The sequence below is a fragment of the Bifidobacterium vespertilionis genome (genome assembly GCF_008698145.1).
Lineage (GTDB): Bacteria > Actinomycetota > Actinomycetes > Actinomycetales > Bifidobacteriaceae > Bifidobacterium > Bifidobacterium vespertilionis.
In genome coordinates this window covers 1-24,472 of sequence record NZ_RZNZ01000007.1, presented here as the reverse complement: position 1 = coordinate 24,472, position 24,472 = coordinate 1, and the positions used below count along the sequence as shown (strand labels likewise).

The window sequence follows — 24,472 nt, the reverse complement described above, 5'->3', positions numbered from 1 at the left end:
AGGTGCCAGTCGATCATCTTCGTCTCCGGTAGTGGGGTGAGCATCTGGTCCATGCGACGCTCGGCCTGTGCGACCAATTCCATGCTTGCGGGTGCGTCTGACCCTGCCGCGCGAGTTTCGTTCTGATCTCGCGTAGCATGAAGATGGGTTCTCTTCCGCTTGGACTCACATAGACGAGGGAGAATCAGCTTATCGCGTCCATCGCGAGATACAGGGTGCTTGTGTTTCCGATGACCGGTCTGCGGGCAAGGGAGGACAAACTTATGCCAAAGAAAGCGTCTAAACCGCGTTGGACTCTTAGTCAGGAAGAAGCGGAGCGTCTCATCGTTGAGTTGAAGGACGCCGTGGAACATTATGTCGTCATGCCCTCGCCTGGGGAGCAAAACTGTGAATTCCACGTGGAAGCCCAAGAGAGTGACGATTCTTTCGTTATTTCATTGTTCCGTGGCAAGTTGAACACTGAACGGCATATGATATCAGCGCGAATCGCAGAGTCCGGCATACAGCTCATGCGGCTCTGCGTCAATGGCACGCCTCATCCCAATCCGAAAAATACGGTTCCCGATCCCGGTAGGACACATCTACATATCTATCGGGAGGGGTTTGATGACCATATCGCTTACCCTGTTGACATCGAATCCCCGAATTTTGTTGAAGACACTATATTACTGCTGGATAAATTCCATGTGATTCGTAAACCTGACTTTCAAGAAGGATTGGAGGGAACAATATGACCGTAAAAATCCAGATCGACAGCATCGTCGAGGAATATGGCGAATGGTTGAAGCGTGAATCCTCGGTTCGGAAATACGGTGAATGGCGTGAAATAACCTTTCCATTCCTTGATCGTTCCAATGATCAGCTCTGCTTCTATGTGCGTGTCGCTAACGGCGTGACCTCGTTTACCGACGACGGATATACCATGGCCAGTCTTGGTCAAAGCGGGATCTCCCTCACCGATAAACGCCGGGAACGCATTGAGTGCGCAGTGCGCCGTTTTGGCGCGGCTCTCAACCGTGAGGATGGACAGATCACCCTCGAAACCGAAGGAAGTCGACCGGATGCCATGAATCGGTTCATTCAGGCGTTGACTGATGTGCAGTCCATGGTGGAGACGGCGCAACATCATGCGGCTGAATACTTCGTTGACGACGTCGCGGCCGCTCTTGACGCGCATAACGTGTACTACACGGCGGGTGTCAGCGTGCATGGAGCATCCGGGTATGAGCATAGTTTCGACTTTTTGTTTCAACGTACGGCCAGCCAACCCACGCGCTTCTGTCAGGCTCCGAACCGTCTCGACCGCGATATAACTGAGCGCATCATTTTCGGATGGAATGATACAGCAAAGGCGAAGGAGCGCATGGGGTCAAAACTAATCGTGATCGGCGACGACCGTGAACGTGCGCTACGGGAGCCTGTCGTGCAGGCGTTGATCAGCTACAATATAACCGTCATCCCGTTCAGCGAGTTGCCGGATCGAATGCATACGGAACTGGCGGCATAGTCTGCTCCTTTTAGCACTTGACCAGCAGCGGTTGTCTCCCGATCGGTTTTGGGTCAGCTATGCAGTGCTTTCCCGGTGTTCATCGCCCCGTTATGGTTTTGAGCGTGCGCGGTGGGAGCCCCCTTGTAGACTATGGGGGTATGGCTGAAGAAATGTGAGGCTTCTGTTGTTTTCGTGGGTTAGTTGGTGGGCTTTGGTAGTCGGATGTCGAGGCCGCCGCATCGGATCATGATCAGGGCGATGAGGTTGTCCACGTGGCGGAAGCCGTAGGCCATGCGGATAGTGACCTTGATCCTGTTGTTGAACGCCTCGAGTCTGGCGTTGGAGTATCCGAGTTTGATCGTGCGCAGGATGTCGGGCCGGCGTCGTCTGATCTTGCGTGAGAGTTCGACGATCTCGGGGATGCGGCTGTGGGACGCCCAGAACACCCAATGCCTGAGCTCCGCCGTGGCCTGTCCGATGGGGTGCCTGAGCAGGTTCCTCAACAGTTCCTTGAGCTGCCAGGCGCGGTAGAGCTGTCCCTTGGGGTCCGTGTTCCCCAATGTGGTGAGGGATTCGTCCTGCCGGTCGGTGAGATGGTCGGGGTTCTTCAGGACCGCGTATTTGACGCCGCGCATGCGCTTGGTCGCCTCGTCGTCGCCGTTGCGTCTCGCCTGGTTCCAGAGGCGTTTCCTGACCTTGTCGAGCGCGTCGGTCATCCAGGAGACGATGTGGAAGCCGTCGAGCACGCGCTCGGCGTTCGGGCACCATTCATGCACGCACGAGTCGATCCACTTCGCCCCGTCGCCGGTCACCACCTTGATGGACGCTTTCTGCTCGTCGGTGAGCTGTTGGAAGAACAGGTCGAACACGTCCCTGCCGTACCCGTCGTGCGCCCATATCACCCGATGCCGCTCGTGGTCGACGACGACGGTCAGATACGTGTGGCCCTTCCTGTAGCTGGTCTCGTCCACGCCGATGGCGTGCAGCCCGTCGAACGGCGAGGGCGCCGCGGCCTTCAGCCGGCCGGCGACCCTGCGGGCGATCTGGCCGGCGGTCCTCCACGCCACGTGCAGGAAACCGCTCACGGTCTTCTGGTTGGCGACGGTCATCAGCCACGCGCACTCCGCCTCGAAGTCCCGGGTGAACCGGCTTCCCGGCTCCGCCCACGGCACGGCGGCGACCACGACGCCGCATCCGGGGCAGTCACCCTGGGCATCATGGAGACCAGTTCGACCCGCCAGCAGCCGAAGTTCTGGTGGCGCCAACGGCGCACGCCGCCGCCACGGTCGTAGCCGCGCCGGCGTCCGCCGCAGCGGGAGCATCGGAGCATGCCCGCGCGAGGGCGCACCCGCACCTCGAGCACGGGCTCGGGGCGCATGGGCCCGTCGACGATCCTTGCGGACTCGACGACCATGCCTTTGACGTTGAGGAGCTGTTTGAATATGCTGTTCATCAGGCGCTTTTTGGTTGTGTGTTTTTCTTGGTCGATGAACATCCTACCCAAAAAGCGCTCTTCTCTTACTGCCTCAACGCCTCAACCACGAACCACCACCCACGAAAACAGCAATAGCGCCTTAAATTACGCATTGCCGAGCAGCGCGTCGTCGACGGCTTGGCGCAGAAATTGGCTGCGGGTCTCGCCGTTGCGCTTGGCTCTGGCGTCGATGGCGTTCACGCGAGACTTGGGAAGGCGGAACGAGATGGTTTCCAGCTCCTCGTCGTAAATGCGCGGGCGTCCGGGGACCACGGGGCCTACGCCGCCCTCCCAGTTTCCGGATTCGTACTCGGCGGCCATGTGGTCGAGCTGCTCGTCGGTCACGCCGAACAGCTTGTTGATTTCCTTGCGGTTCATGATTTCCTCCTTGTAGCTCCGAGTTCCTTCATGGTCTTTTTTGTTGGTGGTGTCATCGCGTGATAGATCAGCCATTGTCCGACGCTATTGTGCACGGAGACCATTTCGAGCAGCCGGCCGTTGCCGTCCATGCCGATGGACACCCAAGATCCAGTTCCGTCGTCTCGAGGGGCTGACAGCAGCGCGTTGTGCCATGCCGTCAGAACGTCCTCCTCGCTGATGTCCGGATGGCGTTCGTGCACTCGTGGATGAACGATGACGTTTTCCATTGGTGGTGAACCTCCATAAGTTTTGCAATACAAAATTGTATTACAGCAGAATTGTCTTGTCCATGTGGGGGTGTTCCTATATTTTTGTCAACTTTTGTTTGGGGGGTGGTTTTGGATTCCGCCCGGCTGTAATGGGCATGCTTCGCCCCGGCCGGGCGGCCGTCGGTGTAGTTCGTCGCCGTCACCTGTGCCGGTGGCTCAGGCGACGAGGGCCTGCTCCTGGTAGAGGGTTCCGTTCCTGAGCATGCTGTAGATCACGTCGCAGCGGCGCCGGGCCAGGCAGATGATGGCGGCGTTGTGGTGCTTGCCCTGTTCCCGTTTGCGCCTGTAATAGGCGATGGATGGCGGGTGCTTGGTCGAGGCGACGAACGCGGATTGCCACAGCGCGTTCTTCAGGCGCTTGTTGCCGCCCCGGGCGGGGCGTTCGCCCCTGATGCTGGTGCCGGACTGGCTGGTGACGGGCGCGATGCCGGCGCATGCGGCCAGGTGCGCGGCCGATCTGAAGCGGGTGACGTCCCCGCCGATGGCCAGGAGGATGTTGCTCGCGGCCCCGGCGCCTATCCCGGGCATCGACGTCAGGACCGTGAGAAGAGGGTGATCGTCGAGGAGCTCCTCGACCTGGGCGGCGAGGCCGCGCCGCCGGTCCTTGATGGTCCTGATGTCGCGGGCGATCGAGGGGATGATGGCCTCGGCCATGGCCGTTCCGGGCACGGTGACGGTCTGTTCGCCGATGGCCCTGAACATGTCGTCGATGATGCGTCCCGCCCGCAGTCCCTCGTCCTTGGCCCATTGCCTGACCTGTTCGATGCCGGCCCCGCGCATGCCCGCGGGTCCGCCGTAGTGCTCGAGCAGGGCGAGGGTCGCGTCCCGGGTGGCGCGTTCGCCCTTCAGGACGCGTTCGAACGCGGGGTGGGTCTGCAGGAGCAGGCTCCGCAGGCGGTTGATGTGGCGGGTGGATTCGTGGGCGAGGTCCTCGTCGTGGCCCGCGAGGATCCTCAGGGCGGCGAGGGTCTCGTCGTCGGGTCCCGCGTCCCGCAGGCTCTCGGGGAGTTTGAGCGCGGCCCATGCGATCACGTACGCGTCCCTGCGGTCGGTCTTTGCGACGCCGGGCAGGAGCTGCGCGGTCCTGCGCATGGCGGTGCCGGGCGGGTAGGCGACCGGCACCGCCATGCTCCGGGCCACGGCCAGGGGCAGGGATCCGATGGTGTTGGACTGGTCGACGACCAGGAGCACGCGTCCGCGCCCGGAGAGCTTCCCGGTATCGCGCGGATGGCCTGCTCGTCCTGTTTGAGCGGCTTGTCGTACAGGGTGCGGCCGTCATGGTCGAGGGCGTGCGCGTGGTGCGCGCTCTTGCCCACGTCCAGGCCGACCCACACGTCGATGTCGTCCGGAGCCATTGTCGTTCTCCCGTCATGAAGGCGTCCTCGGCCGCCGCAAGTTCAGCGAGTCGCTGACCGATTCCAATCCATACTTCTCTCACGGGGAACGACAGAGCACGTTGACAGCGCGGATGGCGTCGGAGCCATTTCAATCCACGCTCTCCTCGCGGGGAGCGACCCGGCGACCTCCAACAAAGCTCGTACACCGACAATTTCCTTCAATCTACTATTGCAAAGCTTGTCGAGATGCCTTATCGCGTTGAACCAAAGTCGTCAGGTAACGTTCGGCATTCATCGTTCTGAGATCCTGCGCCCCATCCGGGAACGCCAATCTGATGCCTTCGCGGCTGATAGCCCCCAGTACGAAAAACATGTTGTGACGAAGCTGGGGAAAATCAACTCGAAGAAGGTTGTCTTCGTGACCGGCCCTGTTCCGGATATTGCGGATGCTCCGCAGTCGGTCCGTCAATTCGCGACAGAGTCTCTCCTGCTCGTTGTCCCCTTCAGAACCCGGGAGTTGGGCATTCGGCATTCTCCTCAGCTCCACCGCCCAAGCAGAATCAATAACAGGAAACGCCCCCCATGAGCACTTCCATAAGCTCCGTATCGTTCATGGAACGACTCAGCATTCCGTCCCAGGTGCCGAAAGTCAATTGCGCGAATACATCATCACGATTGGCTCGATCTCCGTGCCGAGGGTGCCGCTGTTCCGAGCGCCATTGCTTCTGTCTGTTCAACGCATTGATGCGCGCGGCCTCCAGATAATCCCGATCAGCAGTGTTCACCAGACTGCGGATTCTCCCGATTGGGTCTACAGGCCGCGCACCGACCCAATCGGAGAACCCGCTGACGTTCTGCGCCGCCAACCACTTGCGAATTACCCGGTCGATGGAATTCCTGACAAATACTTCCACATAAGAAATATGAGCCATGACCATGGCGGAAGCGCTGACATTCCACCTATACAACTCGGTGGCATATCGTTCCACGTCGGACTGTTCCAGCTTCTGATAGCGTTCGGTCACGTAGTTTCTATACACGCTGAATCTGGGTTCGCTCAAGAAAGCCGACAGCTGCTCACCTGTCATTTGATTCTCCGAAGGCTTCACGCTACACTGGTACTTGCTTTCAGGGCCACCCACATGTGGGGTGGCCGTTTTCATATCCGATCTAATCTGCAGCAGTCCGCTCACTGTCCCTGCTGCTTGTATTTGGCTTCGGTGGCGGCCTTGGCGGGCTCCCACCAGGCCCGGTTGTCGGTGTACCACTTGATGGTCTGCTCGAGGCCGGACTCGAAGTTCGTGTGCTTCGGCCGCCAGCCCAGCTCGGTCCTGAGTTTGGTCGCGTCGATCGCGTACCGGCGGTCGTGGCCGGGACGGTCCTTGACCCAGTCGAACGCGTCCTCGCTCTGGCCCATCATCCTCAGGATCATGCGCAGCACGGTGATGTTGTTCCTCTCCCCGTCCGCGCCGATCAGATATGTCTCGCCGATACGGCCCTTGGTCAGGATGTCCCATACGGCGCTGGAGTGGTCGTCCGTGTGGATCCAGTCGCGCACGTTCAGGCCCTGCCCGTACAGCTTCGGCCTGAGGCCGTCCAGAATGTTCGTGATCTGGCGGGGGATGAACTTCTCCACATGCTGGTAGGGCCCGTAGTTGTTGCTGCAGTTCGAGATCGTCGCGCGGATCCCGAACGTGCGGTGCCATGCACGCACCAGCAGATCCGAACTCGCCTTCGTGCTCGAATACGGGCTCGACGGGTGGTATGGGGTCTGCTCGGTGAACTTGTGCGGGTCGTCGAGGGCGAGGTCGCCGTACACCTCGTCGGTGCTGATGTGGTGGTAGCGCACATCGTACTTGCGGCACGCCTCCAGAAGGCGGAACGTGCCCTCCACGTTGGTCTTGAGGAACGGCTCGGGGTTCGCGATCGAATTGTCGTTGTGGGATTCGGCCGCGTAGTGCACGATCGCGTCATGCCCCGGCACCAGTTTGTCGAGCAGCTCCGCGTCGCAGATGTTCCCGTGCACAAACTCCACACGATCACCCAGAATCGCGCGGATGTTCTCTAGGTTGCCCGCGTACGTGAGCGCGTCCAGGACGGTGATGTGCACGTCGGGGTGGTTGTTGTACACGTAGTGCACGAAGTTGGAGCCGATGAACCCGCAACCGCCGGTCACAATGATGTTATGAGGAGTAAACACCTCTTGAGAATCTTCGGTCATACCCCCCTAAGTCTACAGGGGAACCCCTACCGCATCTGGGGTCTTCGGGATGCAAACGGTGAATACAAGTAGGCATCCATTGGGGTGGTCTCCACTGCCCTTGCGAGAATACTCGCGACCGACTTGTTGGACGTTGACGACACCGTGCTGCCCGCGCTCCGTGTCTGCTCTCCATGTCTGCATTCCGGAAGCTCGCCAAACCGGCTTCGCTCTCGATTTCATCGCCGGCAGTACCGAGGAACTCCTAAAGAATCGTCATGTTCCTGTTGTTCATGTCGCTCCCCGCGAGGGGTGTGCGAGGATGATGAAGGAGCTGTTGAGTAATGGAGCTTAGCGCATATGGGGTGCTGGCGATGGTATGTGGCAAAACTTGACATACATGTATTCTATGGGATACATTATTGGGCGTGAGGATTGCTGCCATTGCATACGCCCAACAACTTTTCAGACAGCTCAAGGAGGAACACCAATGGTGACTATCAAGAACTGGGATGCCAGTGAATACTTCAAAACTGAACAAGACATCATCGAGTATCTCGACGCCGCTGCGGAAACGGGTGACCCGGCTCTTTTGCAGGCTGCCATAGGCGATGTCGCCAAGGCGCGGGGCATGGGGCAAATCGCCAAGGAGGTCGGCGTCGGCCGCGAAAGCCTCTATAAGAGCCTCAGCCGCGATGGCAATCCCAGTTTCCAAACCATCCTCAAGGTCATCCACGCTCTCGGCGGGCGGATCAGCATCCAAGCCGCCTGAGATCGAAATGTTGGGCGGCGTGGACGCTTCGTGCTCTTTGTGCTTGCATGGTGATCGGCGGAGCTGCGATCGGCGAAGCTTTGTCCAGCGAAGCTGCCCGGGCAGGGAATGATCCTCTATCCTGATGGCTTTGCTCATTTTGTGTTTTGGCTTCTTGCCGTTCTGTCGTTCCTTGACGTTTATGCGTAAGCGCAGAACGGGGCATTGAAGTGGTCGTCCGGGGTCTAGATCCGGGTCTTCTCGTCCGGGCGCAGCGCGGCAGCATGCTCGGCGGGACCGCCATGTCCGCATTCCGGGTGACAGCAACGTAGTATCCAGCGCTTTGCGGGCTTCAACTACGTCCTGCGGTGTCCCGCCGTCCAAACTACATCGGGTAATTCCGATTTGTGCGGTCGTTTTTCCGGATTGCCCGGATAGCATCCGCGGAAAACCGGCGGAATGGCGGTGCTGCTATCCGCCCTACCTTGGGAATTCGACCGCACAAATCGGAATTACATGCCGGCCGGCCGCCATTCGGCCAAAACCAGAAAAACCGGTATATTGTAGTATAATCGCTTGAGTGGAAAGTCGCGTATAGAATTGATTGGATCTTTTATTCTTGAAAGGAATTTGCATTGGTTGAATATTGTTCAGATATTTCTGGACGCTATGTGTCAGTTCACTATGGCAGATGTTATCTTTGAGTGACAATCCTTATAAAGAAGTAGGTGTATATGATGCTTCATAAGTGACGAATCCTCATAAATTGTATCACTTTTGAATGGGCATTTAACAATTCGGTGGAATCTTGCATTGATTATATTTGGTACCACTTATGTCGTTGACTATCTAATCAATAATAGAATCTCTTACTCTCTTAAGCATATATGGCATTGATGGAATGAAATGGAGATGATATGTTCGCTATTGCTGCTACTGAGCCATGGTGGTGGTCGGGCGTAAGTACACTACTTGGTGTAATAATTGGTGCAATGGTATCTGTTGTAATGGGTATTGTGCAAAATAGATATGCATTGAAAAAGATGTATCATGAGTACTTTTATTCTTTAAATGAATTGTTGGTAAAAAGTATCATTGATTTTCTATCTGCTTGTTTGGATTTGATGAATATATATGAAAAAGAAAAGGTGAGAAAAGATATAGCAAGAGAATTTAATGATTTGGGTAAATTGATTAATCAATTGGGAATTGAGGAGATAGTAAAAAGGGTTGAAAATTTAGAAACTAATTACCCTAATAATATTTTTGATATGAGAACAAAAAATAGATATATGGAAGAGAAATATTATTTGCTTGTATTAAATTTCCCATATCTTGAATCATATGCACGCATAATAAAGGAAGCGGTATTAAATATAACTGTTTCTCAAATTAATAGCAAAAAATATAATGACAATATAAAAGATTTCGCATTTGGTGTAGAAGGACTTATGCATGCAGCAAAAGAATTGAGGGAATCTTATAGAAAAAAAGATCCTTTTTTTAAAAAAATTATTTCATACTTTACTGTTAATAATTAGAAGTAATAGTGACGATTATTTATGAGGTTTGCTCTCAATCTGTGTGATCAAGATTTTCGAAATACTATCGACAGCTATTATTAGGTAGAGAATGTAAATTTATATTTCAGCATTTGAGAATTGTCAAATAATCAACTTGTTATGATTGTGGCAAATTCTTGTGATGATGCTGAGGCTGGTATCGAGATTTACACTCTCATACATGAATAGCAAAGATTTAGAAAAGACTCAAGTCGACCGGTACTTCTTTACTGGTATTGCTCATATTTTTGGCTTTTCGGGTGTTTGTGTGGGTGTGGGTCACTGGTCTGGCCTGCTGGTTATTGGCGTCCGGGGAGTGTGAGGTCGAGTCCTCCGCATTTGAGCATGACGAGGGCGATGAGGTTGTCGAAGTCGCGGTAGCCGTAGCCGATCTTGATGGTGGTCTTGATCTTGTTGTTCACGGCCTCGAGCCTGGCGTTGGACAGTCCGCTGCGGATGGTTCCGAGGATGCCGAAGTGGCGTCTGGCGATCTTCTCTCCGAGTGGGACGAATCCCGGGATGCCGGACAGGAACGCGTCCGCGGCCCATTGGCGCAGCAGGGGCGCGGCCTCGTCCGCTGTCTGCCTGAGGATCATCCTGAGACGCTCCTTGAGCTTGTACGCCTCCCAGAGGGTCTCGTTGGTGTTCGCCACGCACTCCAGCTGGGCCCTCTGGCCGGCGGTCAGGTCGCCCCCGTTCTTCAGCAGCGCCCGTCTGGCGCCTTTGATCGGGTCCTTGGCGCCTTTCCGGGCCGTGCTGGCCTTTCTGGCCTCGCGCCATGCGGCGGTGCGGACCTTGTCGAGCGCGTCGGTCGCCCAGGACACGATGTGGAACCCGCCTGGGGATGCGTTCGGCCATGGGGCACCAGCGGAACGCGCACTCGTCGATCCACCGGGCCCTGTCGCCGGTGATCACCCGGATGGAGGCGCGCTGGGCCGGCGTCAGCTGCTGGAAGAACAGGTCGAACACCCTCTCCCCATGACCTTGGTGCATCCAGACCACGATGTTGGAGGGCAGGTGCAGCATGCGCTTAGCGCGCCGGCTGATATGGTTGGCACAGGCGTTCCCTTGTTCCGGTTCTACTTTCTTGGCGGAAACAAACCATACAGGAGAACGCCCCTCCCGAATCCCACACGGAAAAAGCCCCGGCAAAGACGCCGAGGCCCAACACCCCACCACACAAACTGGCGAAGGCTCCTATTCATTGAAGTCCGTGATAGTTGCTATTGATATGCAATGTCAGTTTTGGCCGTGACGACGTTGCCCCGAGCCTGCAAGTGGTAACGCCTTTGCCGGACGCATATAGCATTGATCCGAAGGACAGGTCGTGAAGTTCCTTGGATGACAGTCCGGTCTCCTCGCTGATCGTAGTGGTTGACACACCCTTCACTTGGTTGGTCTGAACGATGAATGAGAACACCTTGGAGAGTTCAGAGGGGATGCCATCGGGTTCTTCGGTACGGTATCCACGTGATGTAAGCTCGGAGCAGACACGTCGGTACTCCCAGTCGGAGAGCCTGCCCAGTTCATGTGCCCGTCTCGCCATGGCCATGGCTGATACCTTGAAGTATCTCTTGCCCGAGATGATCTGGGAGATGGTGGCATGAGAGGGTATGACGGCAAGTACTCGACGTGTCGGCATGAGCAAATGCGCGGCGAATTCATGCGCTTCGGATTCGATGTTCCTTCCCGCAACATCCTCGGACAGTAAGCCTGCGTGCAGCATGAGATGCCCGATTTCGTGAGCGATATCGAATCGTTGGCGTTCCGGCGTCTTTGCCGTATCGACCGCAATATAGGCATTATCGGCGAACACGAAGCTGAAGGCATCCACCTCTTTGCCGACCGACGGCAGGCTGAACAGACGGACGCCATGGGCTTCAGCAAGCCCCATCATGTCGGGAAGTGGGTTCTCGCCATAGGCCCAGTCGCCGCGGAGAGCCGACGCAGCTTCTTCCGGCTTCCATACGGTCTCGTCTCCTACGGGCAAATCACATGTGGGCAGATGGAAATGTCCTTCGATCCAGCGGAAGAAGAGTAGTGCGTTGCGGCCGTGGCCGACGGCGGACTTGCGTTGGCGAACAGTGGATCTGCGCAATGAACGGAACCATACCTGTCCCTCCGACAGATCCTCGATCGCTGGTGAATTCGGCAGCACAGTGAAAAACAAGGGCATGACGTTCAATGCTCTGGCCAAGGCGTTCACTTGGAAAGCAGGGGCTCCATCCTCCTCGTAGTTGGTGATGGTGCGTGACGTCACTCCCAAGAGCTCCGCCAGCTGAATCTTGCTCAAACCCGCGGTTTCACGGGCGCAGCGAATGCGCTCCGGATCCAATGATTGGCGGTGATCGTCAGCGCGCGGAAATGGTGACGGCAACGTCGTCGCTCGTGTTGCGCTCATCGTCCCGAACCTCCATAATCTGATCGTTTGCACCGATTTCGCCAAATACGATTCGCTTATCCCAGCCTAAGATTTTACCGTCATCGCTTACTCCAAGAGGCAATGACACCTCCAAACCCACGCTTTCATTGTCCGTGCTGCGGTGAAACAACAACAGCCATAATGTCTGCGGACGCTCTTCTACTGCTTCGGAGAAACGCTCGAACTCCATCTGTTGAGGATCTTGAGAGGTGCTGCGCTGCAGTTCGAGCAGAGTTACCGTTCCCGGTTTCTTCCGCAGTTGAGGTGATCCGGTGCTACGGCCTGTCGCAGCCGTGCCTTGGGCGAATGCTAATGCAAGACCGTCAGCTCGGTGCGCGCGAGGCGAAGTCTTGTTGTCATCTGAACGATTCGCACTCCAATCATCGAGGATGTCGATCTCGGCACGCACCTCTGACACCAGACTATGGTAAAAACTGGAGCCTGCGGCACTCAGCTGAGAGTGCATATCATCCGTTTCGCGTGCCGATCGTAGCGCACGAATTGCGGCCTCTTTTAGTTTATCGGCAGAGAAACCGAAAATACGGAAGAACTCCATAGAGGCGGAATCTGCGGTAAGAATCCTTGGATTATCAGCAAAATCAGGCTGTACTGACATTGTAAATCTCCTCATGTAGTTGTAGAAAACCGGAAAATTTCTTGCCGTTAGCATACCACAACGTGGTCGTGGTTATGCGTGGTTGGATACGGGTACGATGGATTCGTTGTATGAGGCGGGTGAGTTCGTGCGTACGGTGCAGCGTGCGCAGGGTCTGCCGATCGCGGTGGTCGAGGAGATCGCGTATGAGAACGGGTGGATCACGAAGGGAGAGCTTCTGGAGTCCGCGGACCGTTATGGCAAGTCCCCGTATGGCAGACATCTGAAGGATGTGGCCGAGGGGCGTGTCGTCATCATTCCCAGCCGGGGTGAGTACTGATCGTTTCTCGTGGTATATCGTGAGGTGATCGGCTGATCCTGGTGCTGTCCCGCAGGAACGGCCGGTGTTCAGGCCGTCGGGTAGCGTTCTCGCCGCTGGATGGTGTGGCGAGAGGTTGTCGTGGTGGCGCGGTTGTTGCTTGCTGGCATGCTGTCGGCGGGGCATGCGGTTCGGGTGTCGGCGGTGTTCTCTCGGTGAGGCGTCCTTGGTGGGAGGTCCGTGTCTGTCCGTGGCGGGAGTCTCTCGCTGGGCGAGGCTCTGGCGGGAGGTCTCCGTCACGGCGAGACGGATTACAAATTGAACCCGGCCTGTTAAGCGGTGCGATAGTGATGCTACATTGACAAACCGCCGATGATCGCTGTCGTAGCCCATCAACTAACCCACGAAAACTGCGAACACGGTCGACAGGCCCGTCGATTTCCCTATCATGTAGTCTTAATGTAAGATAGCTGTGTCGAACAAAGTTGTTCCACAACTGGTATAGGCCGAAAGGAACGTAGCCATGACTATCCTGAACATCAACGATTTGAATTCCGCTAGCAGACTTGGCGGGCCAAGTACATTGTCGGAGCGAACGGTCTTGGTACCGGCTGCCGGCGGAGAGGGGATCGTGGCACCGGCCAAGTACGCCGATGGCAATGCTGCTTCATATGTCTACGAGGATCGATACATCAACGGGGAACTCCGGCGCGTGGTGCTCATTGATTCGCGGCCGTCGCAAGCCAATCGACTGGAGGACCACATTGTCAAGGCCATCAAGGACGGTCATCCCATTCTCTCGCGTATGCCACGCATCGAGGTGACCTACGAGATGGAGAATGGCCGCGGAAACACGATCCAACGGTCGTATTTTGATTCTCAGCTACCGCATCGCGCATTCGATGCTCATATCCGCGTCGGTTCGATCGATGGGCGGTCGACTTCCGAATTGCCGGCGTACATCAATGCTCGTAACGCCACGGCGGAGGATATGAGTGCCTTGTTTGATCTGTCTCCCATCACGGTGGCGTTCGGTGGCTGGGATTCCACGCGGCGTAAGAACCAGCTGCGCATTGCGTCTCCGTTCAACGGTGAGATCATCGGAGTGCTTGCCAATCAGCGGGATCCCGAGCCCGTGCATCGTGCCGGTGCTCGTGTGGATCCCGTCGATGCGAGCATCAAGTTTGACAAGGCTGACGCCAAAGTCATCGGAGGCATCGTGGCCTCGGAGGTCAGTGAGAAAACCCGGGCGGATTTTGAGAAAAGCGGCAAAGGATCCAAGCTGGGTCTTGGCGCTATTCCTCCGCAAACCGGCAATGCCGCAGACTTGGACGGCATCGCGGTTAGCTCGATCATCCGTACGCACGTGCTCAGCTTCTCCACATTGCGCGCATTGCGATTCGGCAAGGGGCCGGACGGCGATGCCGCGATTCGTGTGCTGCTGGCCGCTGTCATTCTCAACGCCATGGCGGGGAGCAACGCTGAGCTTAATCTCCGCGCAAATTGCATGCTGCGCGAGGAGGCCGCTCCGAAGACGGTCCTGGATCGCCGATTCGGCGCCCAAGAAGATCTGGAGATGCTTGACTTGGTCCATGCCGATGAGCTGCTTGAACAGGCGTACCAACAAGCACATGACGTGGCCGGCGTGGACTGGCATGGTCAGGTACTGCGTGTTACCGGCAATCCGCTGGTGACCAAGGCAGGTACCGCCGAAGAATCCGACGAGTAGGCGGTATGCGATGCCATTTGCGATATCCGCACGTTTTTTGTTTGCCACCTATCGAGGATCAAACTCCGTGGGGCAGCTGGAACGATATCCCTCGCCGGAACGCCTCTACAAGGCTTTGGTCTCGGCTGCCTATGGACCATTTGGTTTCGGGGCGATCTTGGACGGAAGCGGATCCGTCGTATCCGCGGATCGTTTGGAATCGGCATTCCAATGGCTTGAACAGCATGCTCCGGATGCGATTCGACTGCCCGAAAGCACGCCCAATGCGGTTACGCCACTCAGATACCGCGATCAAGGTGTATGGGACAGTAAGAACGGCATCTCGAAGAAAATCGCCGCGGCCGATCTGAGTTGCGTGGCCTATAGCGATACCGAATCCGGCACACTGATTTGGCAATGGCGGCATGCCCCCAATTCGGAACTGCGGGAAGTCTTGTCCGCGTTGTGCTGGGAGGTGCCATATCTGGGTGAAGCATGCTCGCCGGTGAGGCTACATGCCTATGCATTCGATGATGCCGCATATCCGTTGGCGAACTCGTTACTGATGGAGGCCGACGATTTTTCCTTTGCCGGTATGGCGAATATGGAAGAGTTTGCCGTACCCGCACCCGGACATCTTCAAGAACTTAGGAATGGCTACGCCAAGGCGTATCCGAAGAAGGGTTCCGCGGCAAAAGGCAGTGAGGATGAGAAGAACGTCCTATCGAACGATCTGACGAACTGCGTACGCAATGTTGGATATGCTCTCGGGCATCCGACGGCGGCTGCGATGCACGGGAGCGCCATCTGCCCATGGACGCATGGCATTCTCATCCCGGCATGCGTGGATGATACTGAAAGGCCGTACGCTCGTAACTGGGCACCGAAGGATTCCGAGTTGGTTGCTTGGTGCGTCGCCATGCATCGGCTGCTGGTACGGCAGTGGGGATATGGCGCGTCGCCGGTGCTGACGGGCCGCTATGAGGGTATTCCAAGCACCTTGCGCCCCGCAAACAACGTAGCAATCCAGATTCTTACGCCGGATATGCCCATTGCCGACGGTCTTCGCGGGGAGCTTCCCGCATTCCTCATCATGCTGCCGCATGACATCGCTCCCGAGGACGCGGATGCAATCGAACGGATTTGCCATGCAGTGCGGGGGACGCGTCTGTATCACCGCGACGCTGCACAGAGACTTGTGCTTGGAGACACTAGGGAGGATATCGATTTGCGGAGATTCTGGAAACCGGTGGAACGCGGATGCACACGACTGTGGAGTCCGTACCCGTTCTGTGTCCGGGAAACGCGACCGATTCCTGATCCGACCGATGCCCGTCGCCGTTGGGGCGCACGGGAGCACGTGGAACTGTCTGTTGGCCATGCATGGCGCGACAGTATCAACGAAAAGGCCGACGCGTCTCGGAACACCACGGACGTTTCGCCCGTGACGCCAAGCAGCCGCGAGGCGCGGTACTGGTCACTCGTGGACCGTGTCGTTGCGTCGGGATTGCGCGTCGTTGAGGCGCAATCGACAGGTCGTCCGCAAATGGAACGGTATGTGCACAAGGTGCAGCCGGGAGTCACGCTCATGGGAATTTCAGCCTTGATCGGCTTCGATCCTTCATGGCAGACGGATACGACGATTGCGGCGATCGGACAGAGCCGGCATCTGGGTGGCGGATTGCTGTTACCTGTCGATATACCGACTCGTTTGCTTGACAACATGGGGAAGCCGGGGTGGGCGCGATGAACGGTGGCAGAAGGATGGGAAACGACGGCACTGCTCGTGATGAGGCATGGGAACAGATCATAGGCCCGAAGTTCATACGATTCGTCGGTGATATGCATGGAGGGCGTACGCCGTATCAATGGCAATTGCAGCTGGCAAGGGCGGTATGCATTACCGGTGCATGGCCGCAGCGCTTAGCGGCACCCACTGGTTCAGGCAAGACGATGGTCATTGATGTGCATGTCTTCGCCAATGCCATGGCAGGATTGAAGCGTTTGACCAGTGCCGGCGACGTCGACGATGTCGCGTTGGCTGATGCGCTCGCCGCCATGCAAGTGGAGCATGTTCCACGGCGACTGGTCCTAACGGTGAACCGTCGTGCCTTGGTCGACGACCAGTACGAGGGTGCAGCCGAACTCGCAGCACGGCTCAACGGCGTGGAAGCGCCATCGTCCTTGCATGATATCTGCCGTGGTTTGGATGTGCGCTCGGGCATCGAATCGCGATGCGAAGAGGACGCGCTACGGTGCCGCGTCACACGGCTGCGCGGCGGCGAACCGGTGGACGCCACAACACGTGAATGGCGGTATCATCCCACCGAATGCCAGATCATCTGCGCCACGCCGGATATGTTCGGCAGCCGTCTGCTGTTCCATGGCTATGGCGTCACGCCTTTGGCGGCGCCGATAGAGGCGGGACTGCTGGCCTACGATACGGTACTGGCTGCCGACGAAGCACATCTGAGTCGTCAGCTGGTCGAAACGGCGAGGTCCGTGCGGCGGATTGAATCGCTCGGGGAGGAGCGTCCTCTTTCCGATGCGATTGCACCGCTTCAGGTTGTGGAAATGACCGCTACGCCGTCCCGCTACGATGCGCAGAACGAGCAAGGCGATGAAACCAAGGTGATTGATGTCCGGGAACAGGACCTCGAAGTGGATACCGATCTGAGCCGCAGGCTCAAGGCTCCGAAACCGGTGACCCTGAGAATTGCCGAGGACAAGGAATTGGCAAGCGCAATGGCATCCGCTTGCATCGATGCAGTGAAGGCGGCGGAGGATGCGCAAGGCGTCGTGGCATGCATCGTCAACACTCCCGCCATGGCTGCCGACGTGCGCCGGGCCGTGGACAGGGAGTTGAAACAGGCCAAGGTGCTCGGTGCCGCGGATCCGCGTCGCCAGATCGACATGTTTATCGGTCCGATGCGGCGGTACGACAAGAATGAATTACTGCGGTCCGACCGGTATCTGGCAATGAAGGGCGATCCTGATGCTTGCGAACGGTCAGGCCTGCGGCTTGTCATCGCCACGCAGACCTTGGAAGTCGGCATCGACGCGGACTTCGCATCACTCATTACCGAACTTGCGCCACCGGTAGCATTGATCCAGCGTGCTGGGCGCATCAATCGTCGGGGATTGCGTGCATCCGGCCCCATTACTGTTTTCCGACACGAAAATGTGGCCAAATCGATACGGAAATCCGGTCCGTATGAGGCGGAGGATTTGGAATATGCCCTGCGCTGGCTCGCCGAATTGCCGCAGGACACGGGTCTTTCCGCATGGAATGCCTGCATACGGCCTCCGAAGCCGGCAACGTTGCAGCGTATGGCGTTGCAGCGTCTTGAGTCATGGGATGTGGAGAACCTGTCTCATACCGATGAACCTCTGGCCGCGGACCTTGCGTTGCCACGGCAGCGTCCATTCGATATCACACTGTGGCTTAGGGATGATTTGAATGTGGATGACGATCCTGGCATAGGCCTGGTGGTCCGTACGCTGCCGGCCGATGATGCGGTTGCCATTCAAGTGATCAATGGCGCGTCGCCGGTGGCGGATGAATCATTCCCGATTCGTTCATGGGCGCAAATCGATGAGATCGGCAAAACGATGATGGCTCCGGATACGGTGCGGCGCCGCATCTTCATCGTCCGACCGGGAATGGATGACGAAGCGCAGCAGGTGACGGTGTGGAACGGCTCGGATCCAAACGCTGCCGTGATCGGCAACAACGGTACACTGAGCAGACAAGTCCAACCCGGCGATACGCTCGTTGTCGATGACAGCGCCCCGCTATTCGACACGAACATTCCCATGATCGATCTCACACGCCGTGAATCATTTGCACAGACCACCGATACCGCACGAATCGGCGCGCAAGGTGATATTTACAACCGTTGTCAGTCCGATGGCGTAGTGATTGTGACGGAATCGGGAAAGACGGATGGCCGTTCCGTTCTGCGCAGTGCCATGCTGACATTGCAGTCCGCGATCGCTCAGCAGTCTGATGCGTCGGATGGCGTCATTGCGGAAGGCGACGATGGACAGGCCGATCATGCGCTGGCATACGATGTGCTGAGGCAGGCCATCGCGGGGATCAATCCCACTCTCGTTGACGCTTACGAGTCGGGGGAGACGACCATCGATATGGTACTTCCGACCGATGCGGTTGATGATGAACCGATGTGGCTGATCGTCCGACGCGTTTCGTCGGTCGGGGAATCCGCGACCGTCAGACAGGAATTGCAGTTCGGGCGACGAGCGGGGCACAGGGTTCTGCTCGAAACGTCGGACGGCCATCAGTGTGCAGTCCGGAATCGTGCTGAGATGTTTTCTTCCCTGCTTGCTGTTCCGAGCGATTTGTGTATCGATCTGGCCATAGCTGCCCGGCACCATGACGACGGCAAGAAGGATACGAGATTCCAGGAGTTGTTGCATTATCGGCTGCAGAAGCCTCGGAACGAAGTTTATGACGACACGACGTATCTGGCGAAAAGCACATTCCGATTCCCCGCATATGAACACGCCAATCGCATCGCCCTTGGACTCCGTGGATGGCGTCATGAACAGCGCTCCGCCGCGGAATGCTGGTCTGAGCGAACCAGGTTGCAGATGCATGATGCGGAATTGGTGACCCGTCTGGTCGGTACATCGCACGGTCATGGCAGATCGACGTTCGCGGCCAATGCGGACACGTTGATTCCGCAAACGGAATTGCAATCCGGTGATCCTCGCATTGATATGCCGGCAATACACGCTGCTGCCGTCGAACTCTTCGACCGCGGAAGATGGGAGACGATCATTGATCGCACGAACCGCCGCTACGGGTTCTGGGGTGTCGCTTATCTGGAGGCGGTGCTGCGTGCGGCGGATTGCACGGTTTCCAAAGAAGGCAGGTGAGCGCCATGGAACTGGTAATCAAAGGCCGATATGATGACGCATTTGCGCATATGCTGCTCGTGGGGCTTGCATCCATTGTGGAGGATGCGGATCCGCAACGCATCTGCGAGTTGCGATGGCGGGACCGCGACCATGCGGTGTTATGTACTAGCGACGATCTGACATGGGGGGATTGCGCCGCGATTGTGCATGACCATGCTGCACGTTGGCTGGCGTCCAAGTGGCTGAATGCCAAGGGGGCGTATGACCGTTCCGGTTCCTCCGTCCGAGCGACGCTGAGCCCGCGACTGGGTATGCCAAAACCGCGAGAGGGATGGACGCTACTGCATCATGACCGCGAACAGGCCATTGACGCATTGCTGACGCCGTTGGACCATCGGTACATTGGATCTCTGGGCGAGCCGTCATATTGGTCCGGAGACGTTGCTTCGAACCAGTACGATCCCGACCGCGGCGCTTCCCTCTGGGAAATGGTTACACGAAACAAGGGGCAGGAATTCATATCCGGTCGCCTGTTGCCGTTGGCCAAAGCCGTGGCCGAGCGATCTGTCGAAGCGGTGGAATCCGGTCTGCGTGGTGAAACGGTAAATGATGAGGCCGGCAAGAATGAGCCGGACAGTCGTACGCCGACGGGCCTGCACCGTCCGTTTCCCACGGACAATGCTCAGGCGTGGTGCGCGCTGTTCGGAGTGTCCGCATTTCCCGTGATGCGATCGGTTTCGACGGCTCGAGGCAATACCGCGTCGTTCTTCACCGTTGCTCGGGCTGTGTATACGGCGTTGCCGATATGGGACGAACCATGGACCGTTCGTCGGTATGCTTCCGTGGTGCGCAGTCGGGCGCTGACAGTGGTTGGGTGTCATGGTGCAATTGCCTCTGTGCCCGGAAAATTGCGGAGTGATACTGGGCGGAAATCGGAGGAGATGCTGACGTCGATCGAGATTCGTAGAGGCGAACGGTGGCTGCATGAGCGGGGAGTGCGGTGCTGCATGTTGTTCGCCCGGCATGCGACGGCGGTGAAGGTGCCGGAACTATGGCTGCAACGAGGCGAACCGATATTGCTCGGTGGGAAAGGATTTGGCGATGCATGACGATCCGATTCCGTTGAGTTTGGTGACTCATACGATATTCTGCCCGCGCCGGGCATGGTTGGAAGCTGTCGGCGAGCGGGTGGATTCCGACCAGATCGCACAAGGCGATTACGATCATCGCAAGGTGGACCGTGTCGTCGGTGCGCATGATAAGGATGAATTCCAGTCGGTGGATATCCGGCATGAGCGGTGGGGCGTAAGCGGGCGTCTTGACGCGGCGCGAATGATCGAGAATGGCGTGATTATCCGTGAATACAAGGCCACTCCGGTCAAACAAGCCATGACTGTTACCGACGCCATGCGTATCCAGCTCGCGCTGCAGTCGGCATGTCTTGAGGATATGGGATTCCGTGTAGCCGGTACCGAGATCTTCTTCACTTCGCATCATCGAGTCGTGGAAGTGATCAAGGAAAATCGTCGCGATGACTGGCCTTGGAACGGCAGGACTCGCCGCCCGGCGCTCGATGCGATGAACAGTCTGCTTGATTATGCCTATGCCTTACTGCTGTCGGATTGCATTCGCGCACTGATTTCATGCGGTCTTGATCCCCATGCCGGCTTTCTGCATAGTAGTGGCCGGAACAAGCCGGCTTTGGCGTTGGATCTCATGGAGGAGTTTCGTGCACCGATTGCCGATTCGGTGGTGCAGACCGTGATCAACAACGGTGAGGTGTCTCCGGAAGGATTTACTGCCGTGCTCGGTTCGGTTCGTATGAAGGACCGCACCAGAAAGTCTTTGATTGCCGCCTATGAGCGTCGAATGCAGACCAAAATCACGCATCCGATTTTCCGCTACAAGGCTTCGTGGCGCAGGATCGTGGAGATTCAGGCACGGATGGTGCTGGGGTATTTAGATGGAACGCAATGCGAGTACCGCGGCATTCGTGTTCGATAGGGGAGATCTCACAAAGAGAGGATACGCAATGGTCATTGGACAACGTCGCTATCTGATCGCGTACGACATCAGCGACGACGTACGTCGATCGCATGTCGTAAAAACCCTGCAAAGTCACGGAATGCGTTTGCAATACAGCGTGTTCCTGTTGGAAGTGCGCAAGTCGGCTTTGCTGAAGGTCAAAGCGGCGCTTGAAGATGAGATTGATAGTTCTCAGGATTCGGTGCTGATCTGCGACTTGGATACGTGCGAAGGATCTGAGAGCGCCATGACGTTCATGGGAAGACGCGGATATCGTGATGTGACAGTGCCACAGATTATATGAGCGCGAACGTACGTTTATCCTGTCTTGTGCCTTTCCACGTATTCGCTGACTGGCAAGAAAGCTAATTCACCAAGACGTGATGGCAGCTTGATAATTGAAGAGTGCTTTGGTTGGAGTGCGATCCGCAATGCGAGAGCTATATCGAGATATTATTGCCTGTGAGCGCTCGCTGGCGGAATTCCAAGGTTTTTGGCTGCAAAGCATTGCAGCCGGAGCTTGTTATGTTCGCTGCTTGCTGTAGCGCTCGCATGGAAGGTATTTTGTTCCCCTGTGCTATGGTGTGAAGGTATGGCGGTCTCCTTGGTTAACGCTGGGGAGCTTCATTGAGGGTCCCTGCCGAAACCATCCAACGGGTTGTTCGACTCGTCTCCTCGGCTAACGCTGGGGAGCTTCATTGAGGGTCGCACCTGTACACGAAACCCTCGAAGTTGCTGTTCGTCTCCTTGGTTAACGCTGGGGAGCTTCATTGAGGGCCGGACATCCCGCTCAACCTCAACGTCGGCAACCTGTCTCCTTGGCTAACGCTGAGGAGCTTCATTGAGGGCATGATCCGGACAAGCAGCATTACATCGACGGCGACGTCTCCTTGGCTAATGCTGGGGAGCTTCATTGAGGGCCCCCGGCCTCTCCCCACCCAACGCCGCTGCGTCCTCGTCTCCTTGGTTAACGCTGAGGAGCTTCATTGAGGGTCGTCAAATCTCACCATCAAACCTCCAGTAATCCCCGTCTCCTCGGTTAACGCCGGGGAGCTTCATTGAGGGGTGCAGAAGAGCGCGATCGGCCAGATCCCCGCGGAGTCTCCTTGGTTAACGCTGAGGAGCTTCATTGAGGGCATGTTGTCTTCTCCTTTCAGGATTGCATTTGTCTCGTCTCCTTGGTTAACGCTGGGGAGCTTCATTGAGGGCAATCCCTCGTCATGGATTCCGGCAGCACGAGCTCGTCTCCTTGGCTAATGCTGAGGAGCTTCATTGAGGGGAGCCTGCGAGACTCATCATCATCATCATCGACGAGACCATGTCTCCTTGGCTAACGCTGGGGAGCTTCATTGAGAACGGGAGGGACGGGCGAATAAAAAATCGGGGCTGCCTGCACGGGGCGCTACTGGCCGAGCAGCACACCGTAGCGCGCGACGAGCCCTTGGTCCACTCGCTCGAATTCGGGGATGTACTCGTCGATGACCGTGCGCACGAGCTGCTTGGCGCGGGACTCGTCATAGATGTGCGCCGAATCGTTGCGATCGCGCAGCATGCGCAGCCAGAGCGATTCGTTCATGAAGTCGTAGTACTGGTATGCCGTTTTGAGGACATCGCGCGGCGATCCCGATGCGGAGACCGGATCGCCCTCATATGCCAGCAATGCCTTGAACAGCTTCCACCCGAGTTCGAACTGGAGCTCGAACTTGTCGATGATGCCGCTCTGGATGAACTCGTTGCTCAGATCCTGTGAAGGGGCCTGCCGCAGTGAGCGCAGTGCGGAAGCGTAGTTCTCATACTTTTTCATAGAGCACCTTCCCGGTATGGGCTATCTCCGTTCTCAGGGATTCTGAGATGGGGCCGTCGAGGTTGATCACGTCCACCTTGAGCAGCGACCAGAGGTCGTTCTGCAGTCGGTACTCAAGCGAGTCGAAATCGGGGCATCCGGCCACGGCGAGGTCGATGTCGCTTTTGGGTCGGTTCGTGCCTTTGGCCCTGGAGCCGAAGAGCACGACTCTGCGCGCGCCGGACTCGGCGGCGAACTCGCGGATCTGCGCGTACACGTCCTCGATGGGAATCATCGACTGCCTCCGATCTGCATAGAACCGACTGTCTTCGTGCGTCTTTGATGCTCATGATACGTGAAGTCCGTGGGTGCCCTGGGCGCTCTGGGTGACAATAACGTAGTGTCTCGCGCTTCGTGGGAGTCAACTACGGCTCGCGACGCTCTGTCGCCGCTCTGCCGCCCAGACTACATCGGGTAATTCCGATTTGTGCATGCGTTTTTCCGGTTCCCCCGTATAGCGTCCGGATGGCATCCGCGGAAAACCGGCGGAATGGCGGTGCTGTGATCCGCTGCTATCCGCCCCACTCGGGGAAATCGACCACACAAATCGGAATTACATGCCGGCCGACCGTCGTTTGGGCCGGTCGAAAGCCCGTGGGGCGCGTAGAACATGGGGAAACAACGTTGCTAGTGTGTTGCCCCGGCTGTTTCGAGCATTTCCGCCGTGTCTGACCCATGGATGGTAGGCATGCCTTTCTGCCTAAGCCTGATCTTCGATCGTTCGGACTGGTGCGCGGCGCGGTGGCGATCATCGGTGATCCGTCAGTGTAGCATCACTGTCGCATCACTTATAACACTGATGCAATAGTGATGGGCCATCGGTGCTATAAGTGACGCTCGGCAACGCCATCATCATCCCCGGTCAAGGTGAGTGCGGATCGCTTCGTGTCATTCGAATTCGATGTCCCCGTCATTGGCGAGGAATTCCATCAGGTTGCGGTGCCGTACGCCGCCGCGTTGCAGCGGCAGTGGGTCGAGTCTCGCATCGCTTCCGGGGGACAAATTTTGCTTTTTTATCTAAAATACCCCCCCGGAAACGACCTCCGGAAGGGCGGGCTCTAGTGATCGTTGCAACACCTGACCGACCGACGGGAGGATCAGATGGAGACGGACACGAAGAGCGCGGCCAGATGGGTGTTCGAGGACGTGGAATACGCCACGCGCGGCGAGATGT

21 protein-coding genes and 2 pseudogenes are annotated in these 24,472 nt (G+C 57.2%); 12 read left to right on the top strand and 11 right to left on the bottom strand.

Going from position 1 to position 24,472, the window contains the following annotated elements; genetic code table 11:
• Window positions 1-263 precede the first annotated feature (263 nt).
• Together EMO90_RS06065 and EMO90_RS06060 are read left to right on the top strand one after the other, a co-directional pair.
• Window positions 264-734: a DUF6978 family protein gene (locus tag EMO90_RS06065; RefSeq protein WP_150354810.1), complete on the top strand. Its 471-nt coding sequence runs from the start codon at window positions 264-266 to the stop codon at window positions 732-734.
• Complete coding sequence (locus EMO90_RS06060) at window positions 731-1,507, top strand: DUF1829 domain-containing protein (RefSeq protein ID WP_150354811.1); 777 nt, start codon at window positions 731-733, stop codon at window positions 1,505-1,507. Before EMO90_RS06065 ends, EMO90_RS06060 begins: the two co-directional genes overlap by 4 nt.
• A gap of 179 nt (window positions 1,508-1,686) precedes the next feature.
• Here the strand turns inward: EMO90_RS06060 and EMO90_RS06055 are convergent, their stop codons facing one another.
• The 6 genes and pseudogenes from EMO90_RS06055 to rfbB form a co-directional block, all read right to left on the bottom strand.
• The gene (locus EMO90_RS06055; RefSeq protein ID WP_263390670.1) at window positions 1,687-2,673 is read right to left on the bottom strand and encodes an ISL3 family transposase; all 987 of its coding nucleotides are present in this window, start codon (window positions 2,671-2,673) and stop codon (window positions 1,687-1,689) included.
• 395 nt (window positions 2,674-3,068) lie between these two features.
• Complete coding sequence (locus tag EMO90_RS06050; RefSeq protein WP_150354812.1) at window positions 3,069-3,341, bottom strand: ribbon-helix-helix protein, CopG family; 273 nt, start codon at window positions 3,339-3,341, stop codon at window positions 3,069-3,071.
• Entirely contained in the window at window positions 3,338-3,610 is a 273-nt protein-coding gene (locus EMO90_RS06045) for a hypothetical protein (RefSeq protein WP_150354813.1), read from the bottom strand. The genes EMO90_RS06050 and EMO90_RS06045 overlap by 4 nt, the downstream gene beginning before the upstream one ends.
• 198 nt (window positions 3,611-3,808) lie before the next feature.
• Window positions 3,809-5,007: pseudogene (locus tag EMO90_RS06040) on the bottom strand (IS110 family transposase).
• Window positions 5,008-5,549: 542 nt separating this feature from the next.
• A complete protein-coding gene (locus EMO90_RS06035; RefSeq protein ID WP_150394991.1) occupies window positions 5,550-6,077 on the bottom strand; it encodes a hypothetical protein in 528 nt (175 codons plus the stop codon).
• Window positions 6,078-6,178: 101 nt separating this feature from the next.
• Window positions 6,179-7,210, bottom strand: a complete 1,032-nt coding sequence (gene rfbB / locus EMO90_RS06030; RefSeq protein ID WP_150354815.1) for a dTDP-glucose 4,6-dehydratase — start codon at window positions 7,208-7,210, stop codon at window positions 6,179-6,181.
• Window positions 7,211-7,679: 469 nt separating this feature from the next.
• Between rfbB and EMO90_RS06025 the strand changes: the two genes are divergently transcribed.
• From EMO90_RS06025 to EMO90_RS12135, 3 genes are all read left to right on the top strand, one after another.
• A complete protein-coding gene (locus tag EMO90_RS06025; RefSeq protein WP_150354816.1) occupies window positions 7,680-7,961 on the top strand; it encodes an addiction module antidote protein in 282 nt (93 codons plus the stop codon).
• A gap of 896 nt (window positions 7,962-8,857) precedes the next feature.
• Complete coding sequence (locus EMO90_RS06020; protein WP_150354817.1) at window positions 8,858-9,481, top strand: hypothetical protein; 624 nt, start codon at window positions 8,858-8,860, stop codon at window positions 9,479-9,481.
• A 202-nt stretch (window positions 9,482-9,683) separates the two neighbouring features.
• Window positions 9,684-9,824 (top strand): hypothetical protein, encoded by a 141-nt coding sequence (locus tag EMO90_RS12135; protein WP_190972088.1) that lies wholly within the window; start codon window positions 9,684-9,686, stop codon window positions 9,822-9,824.
• On the opposite strand, the gene EMO90_RS06015 is transcribed toward EMO90_RS12135, so the two are convergent.
• From EMO90_RS06015 to EMO90_RS12395, 3 genes are all read right to left on the bottom strand, one after another.
• Window positions 9,802-10,326 (bottom strand): transposase, encoded by a 525-nt coding sequence (locus tag EMO90_RS06015; protein WP_190972089.1) that lies wholly within the window; start codon window positions 10,324-10,326, stop codon window positions 9,802-9,804. The two genes, EMO90_RS12135 and EMO90_RS06015, sit on opposite strands and share 23 nt — an antisense overlap.
• A gap of 377 nt (window positions 10,327-10,703) precedes the next feature.
• Window positions 10,704-11,903: a helix-turn-helix domain-containing protein gene (locus EMO90_RS06010; RefSeq protein ID WP_150354819.1), complete on the bottom strand. Its 1,200-nt coding sequence runs from the start codon at window positions 11,901-11,903 to the stop codon at window positions 10,704-10,706.
• A complete protein-coding gene (locus EMO90_RS12395) occupies window positions 11,854-12,540 on the bottom strand; it encodes a hypothetical protein (protein ID WP_223849836.1) in 687 nt (228 codons plus the stop codon). Before EMO90_RS12395 ends, EMO90_RS06010 begins: the two co-directional genes overlap by 50 nt.
• Before the next feature lie 61 nt (window positions 12,541-12,601).
• Here EMO90_RS12395 and EMO90_RS06000 point away from each other — a divergent pair.
• The 7 genes and pseudogenes from EMO90_RS06000 to cas2 all read left to right on the top strand — a co-directional run.
• Window positions 12,602-12,859, top strand: a pseudogene (locus tag EMO90_RS06000) (glucose-1-phosphate thymidylyltransferase); the annotation flags it as partial.
• A 502-nt stretch (window positions 12,860-13,361) separates the two neighbouring features.
• A complete protein-coding gene (gene cas7g / locus EMO90_RS05995) occupies window positions 13,362-14,567 on the top strand; it encodes a type I-G CRISPR-associated RAMP protein Csb1/Cas7g (protein ID WP_150354820.1) in 1,206 nt (401 codons plus the stop codon).
• A gap of 10 nt (window positions 14,568-14,577) precedes the next feature.
• Entirely contained in the window at window positions 14,578-16,296 is a 1,719-nt protein-coding gene (gene csb2 / locus EMO90_RS05990; RefSeq protein WP_150354821.1) for a type I-G CRISPR-associated protein Csb2, read from the top strand.
• 14 nt (window positions 16,297-16,310) lie between these two features.
• Entirely contained in the window at window positions 16,311-19,448 is a 3,138-nt protein-coding gene (gene cas3g, locus EMO90_RS05985; RefSeq protein ID WP_190972090.1) for a type I-G CRISPR-associated helicase/endonuclease Cas3g, read from the top strand.
• A gap of 5 nt (window positions 19,449-19,453) precedes the next feature.
• Window positions 19,454-20,539, top strand: a complete 1,086-nt coding sequence (locus EMO90_RS05980; RefSeq protein WP_150354823.1) for a CRISPR-associated protein Csb3 — start codon at window positions 19,454-19,456, stop codon at window positions 20,537-20,539.
• Entirely contained in the window at window positions 20,532-21,434 is a 903-nt protein-coding gene (cas1, locus tag EMO90_RS05975; protein WP_150354824.1) for a CRISPR-associated endonuclease Cas1, read from the top strand. Before EMO90_RS05980 ends, cas1 begins: the two co-directional genes overlap by 8 nt.
• Window positions 21,435-21,462: 28 nt before the next feature.
• Entirely contained in the window at window positions 21,463-21,759 is a 297-nt protein-coding gene (cas2, locus tag EMO90_RS05970; protein WP_150354825.1) for a CRISPR-associated endonuclease Cas2, read from the top strand.
• 1,098 nt (window positions 21,760-22,857) lie between these two features.
• Here the strand turns inward: cas2 and EMO90_RS05965 are convergent.
• On the bottom strand, window positions 22,858-23,259 hold the full coding sequence (locus EMO90_RS05965; RefSeq protein ID WP_150354826.1) for an HI0074 family nucleotidyltransferase substrate-binding subunit: 402 nt from the start codon (window positions 23,257-23,259) through the stop codon (window positions 22,858-22,860).
• The gene (locus EMO90_RS05960) at window positions 23,246-23,533 is read right to left on the bottom strand and encodes a nucleotidyltransferase family protein (RefSeq protein WP_150354827.1); all 288 of its coding nucleotides are present in this window, start codon (window positions 23,531-23,533) and stop codon (window positions 23,246-23,248) included. The genes EMO90_RS05965 and EMO90_RS05960 overlap by 14 nt, the downstream gene beginning before the upstream one ends.
• Between the last annotated feature and the right edge of the window lie 939 nt (window positions 23,534-24,472).